The organism is Muriicola sp. E247 (assembly GCF_041358175.1).
Lineage (GTDB): Bacteria > Bacteroidota > Bacteroidia > Flavobacteriales > Flavobacteriaceae > Muriicola.
In genome coordinates, this window is record NZ_JBGKBE010000012.1 from 12321 (window position 1) to 25793 (window position 13473).

The window sequence follows — 13473 nt, forward strand, 5'->3', positions numbered from 1 at the left end:
CTATTTCCCGATCACCCTGAAGATCCAGATATCGTCGGTGTATTTCCCGTCGTATTGAGAATCCCGTGCCCGTTCTGCTTCCTCTCTGGTATTGTAGCGATCGAGGTAGACATAGGTGTACTGATTCTTTTTCCTTACGAAGGACTTGGGTTGAATTCCCCTGTCTGAAAGGATTCGCGTAAAACGGGAATAATTCTCTTCCTTTTCAAAGACATTGGCGATAAGGTAGTAACCCGGCTTCAGATCCGCCTCTCCTTTTACTTCCTCAAACCGCTTCCCGGAACTGGTCGTTGCATCCTCTTGTTTCCGTGAAGGTACCGAAACTGCTTTTGTATTGGAGGAATTTATAAAATCACGGGCTTTTTCTTCAACTTCCAGCATTGCCGGATCCATGTCCGTATCTATTGGATTATCTATTCCCCTTATTTTTACAAGGGTGATATTGTTGTCGTCCTCATCAAAGATTTCTTCTTTGCTCCGTATTCGCTCATCCCCCCGCCAGATAAACCCTTTTAGTTTTCTGCTGTTCTCCGGCAATTCCTCTTCAGGGAATATGTCCCCATCCGGATTTGTAAAAAAAGTAATATCCTCAATATCACTGTTTTCAAACGTAAGTCTGATTGAACTACAGATGGTCTTGTTAATCCCGATGAGTTCCTCATCGTCATTATACATATAGTAAATCACCTCTGTGTTTTTTATCAGGTCGGCGATCTTCAGTTCATTATCGATGAATTTCCCAAAGAGGTCCTTGCCCTTAGCCTGGTTAAAGCCTTCTTTCCCAATGGTATCCTGCGAGATCACAAAGGCATTGTTGAGCACCTTCAGGGAGTCTAATTTTTCAGTTTCCAGGTCTGAGATCAGATGAATACTATCCCCTGTCATCTGATTTTCCAGATTCCAGAGGATGGGTTTACGGATAAGCTGGGTGATCCCGGTTTTTTGCTCGAAATGCAGGGAATCACATTTCCCACTCAGGTCGGTCTTGTAGAATTTTGTATTTCTGAATGCCCTTAGTATCCGGTCATCCGGTTTTCCGGTCACCATCAGGGTATCTCCGTGAATATAAAGGGAATCTTGTTCCACCAGGCTTATGGAAACGGCCCTTTTGGTGGCAAATACCGAATCTTTGGCCTTGTAGACTTCGGCATAATGAGCCCGTATTACGCCGTTGTTTATTGTATCGGTGACTTTAATATTGTTGGTGGCTGAGGCAAATTCCCTCGCCTTGTTAAAGTAGACACTATCCCCTTCTATGATGCGGTTATTGTAATTGATCTTTGTGTTTTTGATCCCGTACCCCGTTTCCACCTTGGTATCGTAAAAGCCTCTTTCACAATACAGGGTATAGGTTTCCCCGGTAATCGTGGAGGGGCCATACATATAAGCGTTTTTAGTAGTTGTGTAGTAATCGAGCTGACTCGATTCTACGGTGTACTCGGGATTTTTAATTTTTACACTTTGAAGGAACTGGTATTTTTTTGGTTCCATATAATACCTGCCGATCTTACTGGTAAGCGTATTGGCAGAATCAACGATGGTTCCTGAATTATTGTAATAAGATTCCTGATTTTCCCTGTCAAAATAAAGGGTGTCAGTCCGCAGGGTCATATCGCTGTTTTTCAACACCACTTTTTCCCAGGCTTTGGCCAATTTGATATTTCCATCATAATCGATCTTCCCGCTGGTCATTTGGATGGAATCGCCCTGTTCAAGCCTGATATTCCCGATGGCTTTTAGCTTATTCTCTTTCTGGTAGAAAATGGCTATATCGCACCAAAGATCAGCGCCCTGATGTTCAAACTGTACCTGGCGGTCGTCCTTACTAAAAATGGAAGCCCCGGGGTATTTTGCTTCGTCCTTGGTAAAATTTGCCCCGTAGACGATATTGATCTGTCTGGGTTGGGTCTTCTCTTCCTGGGCACTTAAACCCAGAATAGAAAGAGTAAATAGAAGTATAAAAATTATGCCTTTCAAAGACTTTGATTTGATCAAAAATAGGATTTTTTGATGCAGAAGGATTTTCTTTAGTACAGTTTTAATACTTATCTATTAATGAAACTTAAGAAACCGCTAACTCCCTGTGGATAGTCTGGGTCCGATCCGGGCCTACAGAGACGATCTGAATAGGTACTTCCAGCGCTTCTTCAAGGAAGCGGATATAGGTCATCAGATTCTCCGGCAGTTCTTCTTCTGAATTCATTTTTGTGAGATCCTGCTCCCATCCTTTTAATTCGGTATAGATCGGAGTTACATTGTTTGCCTCTATATTATAAGGCAGGTGGGAGATCTTTTCCCCTTTGTAATGATAGGCTGTACAAACTTTTATAGTATCAAAACCGCTGAGTACATCTGATTTCATCATCATCAGATGCGTGACTCCGTTGATCTGTACGGCGTATTTCAAGGCTACGAGATCGAGCCACCCACATCGCCTCGGCCTTCCGGTTGTGGCTCCGAATTCATTTCCCACTTTTGCCATGGTCTCACCAACCTCATCAAAGAGTTCTGTTGGGAATGGGCCACTTCCTACTCTGGTAGTATAGGCCTTAAAAATACCATATACTTTGTTGATCCTATTGGGGGCAACTCCCAGTCCGGTGCATGCTCCGGCTGCTGTCGTATTCGAGGAAGTTACGAAGGGATACGTTCCAAAATCGATATCGAGCAGGGAACCCTGAGCCCCTTCAGCCAGGATAGATTTCCCTTCTCTCTGCGCCTGGAATAAATATTCTTCACTATCAATAAAAGTGAGTTTCTTCAGGGCTTCCACAGCCGAAAAGAAGTCTGCTTCCAATTCGGTCAGATTATACTGAATATCCACATCGTAGAAATGGATCATCGCCTCGTGCTTATCGGCCAGCTGGCGATATTTATCTTTCCAGTTATTGAGTTCCAGATCTCCAACCCTCAGGCCATTTCTGCCTGTCTTGTCCATATAAGTAGGGCCTATTCCTTTGAGGGTAGAACCTATCTTTGCCTTCCCTTTGGCAGCTTCCGAAGCAGCGTCTAGCAGCCTGTGTGTTGGCAAAATAAGGTGGGCCTTACGGGATATCAGCAGCCGGGTCTTGATTTCGAGTTCAAACTTCTCAAGATTAGCCAGTTCCTTTCTGAAAATAACCGGATCAATGACCACCCCGTTCCCTACAACATTGGTAGCCTCCTCATGGAAGATTCCTGATGGGATGGTGTGTAAAACGTGTTTTAAACCGTCAAATTCGAGCGTATGCCCTGCATTGGGTCCTCCCTGAAACCGGGCTATGATATCGTAATTTTTGGTAAGTACGTCAACAATCTTTCCTTTTCCTTCGTCTCCCCACTGGAGACCTAGTAGTAAATCTACCGCCATGTAATTGTGTATTGTTAGTTTGCTTCTTCGTGTTGGTTTCTGGTACCGTAAAAATAAAGCGAATGATTGTTAATCTTTATATCGAAAACTTCTTCTATTGTTTGTTTGATCGACTGGATGCGGGGATCACAGAACTCCACTACCTCACCTGTATCGGTCAGGATTACATGATCGTGCTGCCGGTCAAAATACGACTTTTCATACTGAGCCTGATTCTTTCCAAACTGATGCTTGCGCACCAACTTGCATTCTAGCAAAAGCTCAATTGTATTGTACAGGGTTGCCCGACTCACCCTGTAATTTTTATTTTTCATTTTGATATAGAGGGATTCAATATCAAAATGGTTGTCGGTGTCGTAGATTTCCTGTAAAATAGCATAGCGTTCAGGTGTCTTTCTGTGGCCGTTGTCCTCCAGAAAGGCCGTGAATACGTTCTTTACAATTTCCTGATCTTTATTTCCCTTCATGCCTGCTTCTCCTGCAATACCCTGCAAATGTACAGCTAAAAATGTAAAAACTACAGCCTCAGGACGAGTGAATTAGCACTAAACTCAATTATGTTCTCGTCACCTTGTCGATCCCCTTTACTTGTTTTAGGTTGTCGATCAATTTTTTCAGAATTGCCTTGTTTTTAACGACAACAGTAATCCTTCCGGAGAAGGTTCCGCCATCGGTATCAAAATTCAGATTCCGCATGTTTACATGCATGTTATCTGAAATAATCTCTGTTATATCATTGATAAGTCCCAGATTGTCCAAGCCGGTGAGTCTGATTTCTGCTGTAAATTCCTCCTGACTGGAATCGATCCATTTGGCACTGATGATTCGGTATGCGTAATTCGACTGTAATGAGATGGCATTGGGACAGTTTTTCTTGTGCACCTTTATCCCATCGTTTACACTGATAAACCCAAATACATCGTCCCCGGGGATAGGATTGCAGCACTGAGACAATTTGTATTCCAGTTTTTCCTCCTCTTTCCCAAAGACCAGCATGTCGTATTTGGAAGTAATCTCATCCTTGTCAATATCCTCGGGAACCGGTTTTTTCCGCATCCTGTTTTTAAAGAAACTGATAAATGCGTTGTTGTAGGACGAAGCAAAATCCTTGATCATCTGATTGTCTATCGAACCTATACCTACCCTGTAAAACAGATCAAGGCTGGTCTTTAGTTTAAAAAAGACGACCATTTTATTGACTGAGTCCTCATTGAGGGTGACTTTCTGGGATTTCAGTTTTCTCCTCAGTATTTCTTTTCCTTCTTCAGCTACCGCCTTCTTCTCATCTCTGAGGGAAGCTCTGATTTTAGAACGTGCACGTGCTGTAGTAGCATATTCCAGCCAGTTTTGATTGGGTTTTGCACTGTCTGAAGTGATGATCTCGAGCTGGTCTCCACTTTTTAATGCTGTGCTGAGGGGTACCAGTTTCCCGTTCACCCTGGCTCCCCTGGTACGCATCCCCACCTCTGTATGGATATTAAAGGCAAAGTCGATTGGCGTAGCTCCTTTGGGTAGTGAGATCAGCTCACCTTTGGGGGTAAAGACAAAGATTTCCTTGGAATATAAATTGAGTTTGAATTCCTCTACAAAGTCCACGGCATTCCCATTAGAACTTTCCAGCGCTTCCTGTAAGCGATTCAACCATTCTTCAATTCCCTGCTCTTTTTGTTCCCCGTGTTTGTATTTAAAATGTGCGGCATATCCCTTTTCGGCGATTTCATGCATCCGCTCACTGCGGATCTGGACCTCTACCCATTTCCCCTGAGGCCCCATAACCGTAATATGCAGGGCTTCGTACCCGGTCGACTTAGGAGAGGAGATCCAATCGCGTAATCGAATTGGATTGGGCGTAAAGTGGTCAGTAACAATGGAATAAATTTTCCAGGCAAGGAACTTTTCATTCTTTTTATCCGACTTATAGATGATTCTGATGGCGAATTTGTCATAGATTTCATCATAGGAGACATTTTGGGCATTCATCTTCTTCCGTATTGAGAAGATGGATTTCATCCGGCCCTTAATAGTGTATTTGAGTTTTTCCTTGTCGAGAGAGTCGCGTATGACGGCAGAAAAGTCTTCAATATATTTCAATTGCTCTTCCTTAGTCTCTTCAATCTTGCTCTGTATGTCGTGGTATACCTCGGGTTCTGTATATTTCAAACTGAGGTCTTCCAATTCGGTCTTTATGTTGTACAGGCCTATCCTGTGTGCCAGAGGGGCATAAATGTAGAGGGTTTCCGATGCCAGCTTTACCTGCTTGTCTTCAGGCATGGCATCCATGGTAAGCATATTGTGGTACCGGTCTGCGATCTTGATGATAATTACCCTGACATCATCGTGGAGGGTAAGGAGCATCTTCCGAAAGTTTTCGGCCTGCTGGGAAATATTGGTGTCTTTCTTTAAATGAGCAATTTTGGTAAGGCCATCAACGATCCGTGCTACTGTTTCCCCGAAAAGGCGTTCTATATCATCCAGGGTGTATTCGGTATCTTCCACCACATCGTGAAGCAGGGCTGAGGCAATAGAAACCGCATCCAGTCCAATTTCCGAAGCCACAATTTTTGCGACGGCAATAGGATGGAATACATAGGCCTCCCCTGATTTTCTGCGTTGGTTTTTATGGGCATCTACAGCCACATCAAATGCAGAGCGGATCAGTTTTTTATCCTCAGGGGTAAGGGTCTGATAGCTAATACGAAGCAATTCCTTGTATTGCCTGGCGATTTCGCGATTTTCCTTATCGATTACAGTATCACTCCTCATACTTTAAAATTACCACAATCTTTTCTAGTTAGCAACAAAAATCATGCCCCAAGCCTGCGTACCCGGGCAACTAGCGGAGGATGGGAGTAATGCATAAATACATAGGCAGGGTGGGGTGTGAGGTTGCTGAGGTTATTGCGGGACAATTTCTTCAGTGAATCGATAAGAGGTTGTGCTGCAAGGGTTTCTTTGGCAAAATGGTCTGCCTGGTATTCGAATTGTCTGGACATATAATTCATGGCAAGGCCCGTCAGTTGCGAAACCGGGCTATACAGCAGACCGAAGCCGATCAGGGCCGCGTGAAAACTGGGTATTTCCACCCCAATAGCTTTTGACACTTCCGGATTATTGATAAATAAGGACAACAGAAAAAGGGTGAATCCCGTAAGCAATAAGGATACTGTTAAGTTGGCAATAATATGACGACGTTTGTAATGCCCTACTTCGTGCGCCAGAACGGCAACAATCTCCTCTTCCTCCAGGTCATTGATAAGTGTATCGTAGAGGGTTACCCTTTTCTCCTTGCCAAATCCGGAGAAGTAAGCATTGGCCTTGGTTGATCGCTTAGAACCATCTATGACGAAAATGTTTTTCAACTCGAAGCCCACTTTTTGTGCATAGGCCTGGATCTTTTCTTTAAGACTGCCTTCTTCCAGAGGGGTTTGCTTATTAAACAAGGGTACTATAAGTCGGCTGTAAAACAGGTTCATAAATACAGTGAACACAGCGATGAGGCCCCAGGCATAAAGCCAGAAATCTGAACCTGCCCATTGGAAGAACCAGATGACTACAGAGAGTATCCCGCCACCCAGTATGGCCAGCATCATCCAGCCTTTGACCTTATCGAGAAAGAAGAGTTTTTTTGTCGTTTTATTAAAACCGAATTTCTCTTCAATTACAAAGGTTTTGTAATAGGAGAAGGGAGTCATCAGCAAGTCGCTTCCCAGCATAATAAATCCAAAAAAAAGCAGGGCCATGCCAATAGGGTGATCGGTTATTCCCCTCACAACCTGATCTACCCATTGAAAGCCGCCGAATGTCAGGAAACACAAAATGACCACCAGGGAAAAGCTCGATGTCAGTAAACCAAAATTGTAATTCGTTTTCTTATAGGCTTGTGACCTGGCGTATTCCTTTGCGTCATAAACATCTTCAAGTTCGGGAGGTACAGGCTTTGAAAAGCTCTTTGCATTCAGGTAATCCAGCACCGTTTCGATAAGAAACTCAAGAATAAGAATAGCAAGGATCAGGTAAAAAAGTGTAGTACTGCTCATAAGGAAAAGAAAGGATTAGCTTAATTGCTCGAGACGTTGTCTTTTGGCCTCAAAGATAAGAATTGCGGCAGAGACCGATACATTCATCGAATCGATCTGTCCTTCCATAGGGATCACCACCCGCGCATCAGCATTATCAACCCAGGTTTCTGTAAGTCCGCTTGCCTCAGTACCCACTGCAATTGCACATCCGCCGGAATAATCTGCACGGGTATACGGCACTGCATTTGTAAGAGTTGCCGAATAGATACGGATACGCTTTGCTTTTAAAAAGGCAATAATTTCTTCACTGCTGCCAACGGCAATGGGAACAGTAAAAATGCATCCTACACTCGACCTGATCGTATTGGGATTATAAAGGTCACTTTTCGGATTTGCGATCAGGACGGCATCGAGATTTGCTGCATCTGCCGTACGCAACAAAGCTCCGAGATTTCCAGGTTTTTCAGGTGCCTCAGCAACAAGGATTAATGGCTTTTCAGCTAATGACAGATTCTTAAGATGATGCGATTTCACCTCGGCAACAGCGAGAATACCCTCTGTTTTCTCCCTGTAAGCCAGCCTTTGGTATACTTCCTTGGAAAGGGTGATGAACTCAGGTTGAGGGTTTGCACTTTTCATTAATTCAAAGGCTTGTTCCACAGAAATTAAATCGGGATAAATCAACACTGTCTTTATGCTGTAACCTCCTTTCAGGGCCATTTCTAGTTCCCGCTGGCCCTCTACCACGAACAATCCGCTGGTCTTCCGGCCTTTTTTCTTTTCTTTGAGATTAATGATCTTCCTAACAAGTGAATTCTGGAGACTTGTAATCTGTTTAACGCTCTGCATAAAGACAAAAATAGGGCAATCTGTAAACTTTCTGACAACAAGCCGACAGAGGAGGAGTAAATTAATTCTGAATTATGCGAAATATACCCTTTTTCCTTTTAGTCCTGGTTATGGTAAGTTGTAAAGACTCGTCACAACAAAAATCGGAAACAGAAACCGATGTCGTACAGATCACGGCTGAAAAAGAAAAATATCCACCGGCAATGAGCAAGGTCTTTGAAGCTCACGGCGGTCTGGCCTTATGGCGAAAACAGAAACACTTATCCTATGAGATGCCCAAAAAATCAGGTCTTGAGAAACACACCATAGACCTCTATTCCAGAAAGGATGTTGTTGAAACAGCTGATTTCTCAATGGGTTTCGACGGAACAGATGTCTGGCTCTCCGATCCGGAAGGAAAATACAAGGGAGATCCTGTATTCTACCACAACCTGATGTTTTATTTCTATGCGATGCCTTTTGTCCTGGCCGATGACGGGATTGAGTATTTCGAAACAGAACCCATTGTCTACGACGGGATTTCATACCCAGGCATAGGAATTCGATACGAGGCAGGGATCGGGACCAGCCCTGAAGACGAGTACTATCTTCATTACGAGCCGGAAACCCACCAAATGGCCTGGCTGGGATATACGGTTACCTACAGAACAGGTAAACCATCTGACGATGTTCACTGGATCAGGTACGATGACTGGATGGAGGTGTCTGATATCCTCCTGCCAAAATCAATGACCTGGCATAAGGTAGAGGAGGGCAAAATAGGTGAGCCCAGAAATACGGTTCCTTTCCAAAATGTTGAAATCAGCGAGAAGGCTGTTGCTGAGGAGGTATTCGCCAAACCTGAAAATGCAGAGATCAGGAAGCCGGTAAATACAAGTCAGCAGTAAAAAATAAAGGGGCGATTTCGCCCCTTTTTATATTTATTGACCACTGTATTTTCCCATATACCGTTGCCATAATTCGGTCTGATGGGTCTCCAGCGAGAGTTCCCGACCATCGATAAATGCATGGGTGAGTTGATTTCCCCTCATATCCAGGGCATCCCCTTCAGAAATAAATAAAGTAGCGCTCTTTCCAACAGCCAGGGTGCCGTAGCTATCATCGATCCCCAGGATTTTAGCAGTATTCCCGCTGATCAGCTGCAGGGCAACTTCCTTATCTAATCCCTGGCCAACAATCTGACCGGCATAGAAAGGCAGATTCCTTGTCTGGAAATTGGAAGCTTCAGCATTCTGTAAACCAACAAGTAATCCAGCGTCTACTAGCATCTTGGGTAATTTGTATGTAAGGTCGTAATCATCATCGTCAAATTCGGGCAGACTATGAGTGAAATTTACAAGAACAGGGACATTGTTTGTCTTTAAAAAATCGGTAATCCTGTGAGCGTGATATCCTCCCACCAGAACCAGATGAGTAATACCGGTTTCTTTCAGGGCTGTTACCGCATCTACGATTTGTTTTTCATCCTGGGCGTAGACGTATAGTCGTTTGCTGCCGTCGAATAAACCCTGGGAAGCTTCAAAGGCAGGATTGAGGCTTTCCGCTTTCCCTTTCCCGTATACCCGGGCATTTTTTAAGAAGGTAAGCACTTCTTCTACCTGTTCTTTATATTCCTTATTGGGTTGATAACCCCTTGGCTCTCCCATCCACCAGCGGCCACGCCTGAAGGTATTCGGCCAGTTTAAATGGATCCCGTCATCGACTTTCACAGCCGCATCTTCCCAGTTCCAGGCATCGAATTGCACTATGGATGAGGTTCCGGAAATTCGGCCACCCTTAGGAGTTGCCTGACCCAGAAGAACGCCGTTGGGCCTCATGCTTTCCACTACTTTCGATTCTGCATTATAGGCAATCAGGCTGCGTACATGAGGGATAATCCCACCAATTTCATCCTGGTCATTACTGGCCCTGACCGCATTCACCTCGATTAGACCCAAAGATTTGCCCGGAGCGATGAACCCCGGATAAAGATGTTTACCCCTCGCATCGATTACTTTACCCTGAGGGGCAATATTTGCTCCTAAAGCAGTGATCTTTCCCTGCTCAAAAATTACGGTACAATTCTCTACTACAGTCCCATCCCCGATATGGGCCGTTGCCCCGGTGATCGATATGGTTTCTGCCTGGGCTGGGGCAGGAGTTTGCTGTGCCAGTCCGCTTTGATAAAACCCTGTCAACAGGGCTATGATGATATATACTGATTTTTTCATGTTCCTGATTTTATAAGCTTTCACAATTAAATCTTTCTTTTTTACGTTGGGCAGGTCCTTGCATTTTACCTCCTCCGTCTTTTTCATCGAGCATCATCCTTACCAGTTCGCTACGTTCTTTTTTTACAGCTTCCCTCAGGGCCTTGTCCTCCTCAAGATCGAAATAGGTTGTTCCCTGGATGATCGTTTTTTCGGCCTTGGCATAAACCGAAAGCGGATGTGCATTCCAAAGTACCAGATCGGCTTCCTTTCCTTCTTTGATGCTACCTACACGATCGTCGATATGTAAAAGTTTTGCAGGATTGATAGTCACTGTTTTCCAGGCTTCTTCTTCAGACATCCCGCCGTATTTAACCGTTTTTGCAGCCTCCTGGTTCAATCGTCTCGACATTTCCGCATCGTCACTGTTAATTGCAACAGTTACGCCCTGACTAGCCATAATGGCGGCATTGTAGGGGATGGCATCATTTACCTCATATTTGTATGCCCACCAGTCACTGAATGTAGAACCGCCTACGCCGTGTTCGGCCATTTTATCTGCAACTTTATAGCCTTCCAGAATATGGGTAAAGGTGTTTACCCTGAAATTGAACTTCTCGGCTACTTTCATCAGCATATTAATCTCACTTTGAACATAGGAATGGCAACTGATAAAGCGTTCCCCATTAAGTATCTCGGCCAGGACTTCCATTTCTTCGTCATAGCGGTAAGGTTTCCCACTTTTCTTCAAAGCATCGTATTCTTTAGCACGCTGGAAATAATTGACAAAGACCTGTTCCACACCCATACGGGTTTGTGGAAAGCGATTAAAGCTGTTCCAGTTACTTTGCTTCACATTTTCACCCAGGGCAAACTTGATAAACTTAGGAGAATTCTCAAATATGAGTTTATCTGCCGATTCTCCCCATTTTAGTCTGAGAATAGCCGATCGACCTCCAATAGGGTTGGCGGAGCCATGCAGTAATTGTACTGTAGTTACCCCTCCGGCAAGATTGCGGTAGAGGTCCATATCAGTAGGATCTACTACATCTGTCAATTTCACTTCAGCGGAAGAATTTTGCCCGGCCTCATTGATCGCAAGACCTGCGATATGACTGTGTTCGTCAATGACCCCTGCTGTGAGGTGTTTCCCACTGGCATCAATTACCCTGGCATTTCCTGCATTCAGGTTTTTTCCAATACGGGATATTTTCCCATTCCTTACCAGGACATCTGTGTTTTCAAGTACACCAGCCGCTTCACTAGTCCATACCGTAGCATTCCTGAACAACATATCCTGAGCTGTCTTCTTTTTAGTATAACCATAGCCCACATTGGGAAATTTTACCGGCATAATTGTCGGAGTTTTTGAATCTCCGCCCTTTTTTTCTGCTGAGTCTGGGGGTCCTTCCTTCCGAACTGCCGTAAACCTCGAGTCGCCCCCATCTGGAAGCAGAAGCTTACCGCTGAGGTTATCACTATCCGGACTTATTCTCGCAGTCATTCGGTACGTATTCCGATCGGAGGTCGTAACCGACATCGTAACCCAGTCCGCGTCGTAGCTCAGTTTGGAAGCCAGCTTAATCGTGTCCTGTTTTACTTCTGCTTTAGGCTTTGAAACTTCTCCTGTTATATCCAGATCATAGGTGGTTGCTCCCAGCCTCAGATCATATTTTCCACGGATATCTTTCTGATCCATGGCATTAATAATGTTTTTCTGTCCCTGGACCCAGTTCTCATAGAGGGTGGTTTCTTTGTCGAAAACATCCCCCGAGGTGATCAGGAAATTGGCATATCGCCCCGGCTGCAGTGTTCCAATAAGATCAGTTTTACCTAAAAGTGTGGCCGGTGCCAGGGTAAGGGCTTCAAGAGCCTTGGCTTCAGATAAACCGTATTCGATTGCCTTACCGATTTTTTCTTTCAGGGCTGAAGGACTTTTCAGCTCGTGAAGGGTAAAACTAAAGGATACACCATTATCAGCCAGGACCTTCGGATTGGATGGAGCCTGGTTCCAGAATCTCATATCTTTCAGTGAGACATAATCTGCCTGAAACGGATCCGACACATCATATGCGTCAGGAAAATTTACCGGAATAATCAATTTAGCGTTGGCCGATTTGATTTCGTCGATAAGTTCAAATTCATTTCCTCCACCTAGGATCGCATATTGAATACCAAAGGCATCTCCTATTTTATCTGCTCTAAGAATGTTTCCGGCATTGCCAGCCTCAAATACCTGCACCATGCTTCTGTTCTCCAGCAGGGCTTCGAGCGACCTGTCTTTTGTATCTACCATCCCTTTTGAGTACCAGGAAGCATCGTTGTACATCTGACGTAGTAGAGCCATTGCACCCATGAGAGAGGTAGGGTACGACTGACGCTTTATGACACTTTTGTCGAAAGAGAAGTACTGTGCCGAATTGTCATCAACAATTCTCTCAGCCTCATTAGCTTCAGATTTAAGTGCCACTAAAACACCTGTTCCTCTGGCAATTCCATCCTGAATATGGGAGTTTACTACACCGAATCCTGCCTCGCGTAGCGATTTGGCGCTTTTATCATCGTATTTATACGAATTGATCGCGTCTGTTTCCGGCATGATATGGTCATTCCAGTAGAATCCTTCGCGAGTAGGATCATACTGTGGTGATCGACCACCCCCTGAAGGTCTTTTCGGTTGCTCAACCCCAAATTTGGAATACACATCAATAAAGGAAGGGTATATACTCTTTCCTTTAAGATCAACCTGTACGCTATTGGGTGGGATGCTTACGGATGTGCCGGCAGATACTACTTTCCCGTCTTTGATGAGGAGTACCCCATTCTCAATAATTTGGGTGGGGGTCACATAGATCCGGGCATTTGTTAGGGCCGTGTAATTATTGTTTTCTGCTTTAACCCCGTCATTTTTGGGGAAGTAATCCTGTGAAGAGAGGGGTATCGCACATAAGAATGCGAAGGCCACAATCAGGTATTTTAATTTCATAAAGGCTGAATTTTAAAGTTAGCAGCCTAAAAATAAACGAACTGGTTAGAACACAACCTCATTCGCGCTTTTTTAACATTT

General features: G+C 44.3%; 9 protein-coding genes. 1 reads left to right on the forward strand and 8 read right to left on the reverse strand.

The window, feature by feature from the left end; all coding sequences use genetic code 11:
* From ACA086_RS13760 to ACA086_RS13785, 6 genes are all read right to left on the reverse strand, one after another.
* On the reverse strand, window positions 1-1977 hold the full coding sequence (locus ACA086_RS13760; RefSeq protein ID WP_371003926.1) for an OstA-like protein: 1977 nt from the start codon (window positions 1975-1977) through the stop codon (window positions 1-3).
* An 85-nt stretch (window positions 1978-2062) separates the two neighbouring features.
* On the reverse strand, window positions 2063-3349 hold the full coding sequence (locus tag ACA086_RS13765) for an adenylosuccinate synthase (RefSeq protein WP_371003927.1): 1287 nt from the start codon (window positions 3347-3349) through the stop codon (window positions 2063-2065).
* 14 nt (window positions 3350-3363) lie between these two features.
* On the reverse strand, window positions 3364-3816 hold the full coding sequence (locus tag ACA086_RS13770) for a Fur family transcriptional regulator (RefSeq protein ID WP_369748694.1): 453 nt from the start codon (window positions 3814-3816) through the stop codon (window positions 3364-3366).
* A gap of 88 nt (window positions 3817-3904) precedes the next feature.
* Window positions 3905-6112 (reverse strand): bifunctional (p)ppGpp synthetase/guanosine-3',5'-bis(diphosphate) 3'-pyrophosphohydrolase, encoded by a 2208-nt coding sequence (locus ACA086_RS13775; RefSeq protein WP_371003928.1) that lies wholly within the window; start codon window positions 6110-6112, stop codon window positions 3905-3907.
* Window positions 6113-6153: 41 nt separating this feature from the next.
* Window positions 6154-7386 carry a M48 family metallopeptidase gene (locus ACA086_RS13780; RefSeq protein WP_371003929.1) on the reverse strand — a complete coding sequence of 411 codons (1233 nt, stop codon included), beginning with the start codon at window positions 7384-7386 and terminating at the stop codon, window positions 6154-6156.
* 15 nt (window positions 7387-7401) lie between these two features.
* Window positions 7402-8217, reverse strand: coding sequence for a TrmH family RNA methyltransferase (locus ACA086_RS13785; protein ID WP_371003930.1), 816 nt, complete (start codon window positions 8215-8217; stop codon window positions 7402-7404).
* 74 nt (window positions 8218-8291) lie between these two features.
* On the opposite strand from ACA086_RS13785, the gene ACA086_RS13790 reads away from it, so the two are divergent.
* A complete protein-coding gene (locus ACA086_RS13790) occupies window positions 8292-9104 on the forward strand; it encodes a hypothetical protein (protein WP_371003931.1) in 813 nt (270 codons plus the stop codon).
* A gap of 33 nt (window positions 9105-9137) precedes the next feature.
* Here ACA086_RS13790 and ACA086_RS13795 read toward each other — a convergent pair whose 3' ends face one another.
* Both ACA086_RS13795 and ACA086_RS13800 read right to left on the reverse strand, forming a co-directional pair.
* Window positions 9138-10427, reverse strand: a complete 1290-nt coding sequence (locus tag ACA086_RS13795; RefSeq protein WP_371003933.1) for an amidohydrolase — start codon at window positions 10425-10427, stop codon at window positions 9138-9140.
* Window positions 10428-10437: 10 nt separating this feature from the next.
* Window positions 10438-13392 carry an amidohydrolase family protein gene (locus tag ACA086_RS13800; RefSeq protein ID WP_371003934.1) on the reverse strand — a complete coding sequence of 985 codons (2955 nt, stop codon included), beginning with the start codon at window positions 13390-13392 and terminating at the stop codon, window positions 10438-10440.
* Between the last annotated feature and the right edge of the window lie 81 nt (window positions 13393-13473).

Bases quoted from the DNA above. Each gene is read 5' to 3' on its own strand.
- ACA086_RS13775 (WP_371003928.1), bottom strand. From the start codon at position 6,112: ATGAGGAGTGATACTGTAATCGATAAGGAAAATCGCGAAATCGCCAGG.
- ACA086_RS13790 (WP_371003931.1), top strand. From the start codon at position 8,292: ATGCGAAATATACCCTTTTTCCTTTTAGTCCTGGTTATGGTAAGTTGT.
- ACA086_RS13795 (WP_371003933.1), bottom strand. From the start codon at position 10,427: ATGAAAAAATCAGTATATATCATCATAGCCCTGTTGACAGGGTTTTAT.
- ACA086_RS13770 (WP_369748694.1), bottom strand. From the start codon at position 3,816: ATGAAGGGAAATAAAGATCAGGAAATTGTAAAGAACGTATTCACGGCC.
- ACA086_RS13765 (WP_371003927.1), bottom strand. From the start codon at position 3,349: ATGGCGGTAGATTTACTACTAGGTCTCCAGTGGGGAGACGAAGGAAAA.
- ACA086_RS13785 (WP_371003930.1), bottom strand. From the start codon at position 8,217: ATGCAGAGCGTTAAACAGATTACAAGTCTCCAGAATTCACTTGTTAGG.
- ACA086_RS13780 (WP_371003929.1), bottom strand. From the start codon at position 7,386: ATGAGCAGTACTACACTTTTTTACCTGATCCTTGCTATTCTTATTCTT.
- ACA086_RS13800 (WP_371003934.1), bottom strand. From the start codon at position 13,392: ATGAAATTAAAATACCTGATTGTGGCCTTCGCATTCTTATGTGCGATA.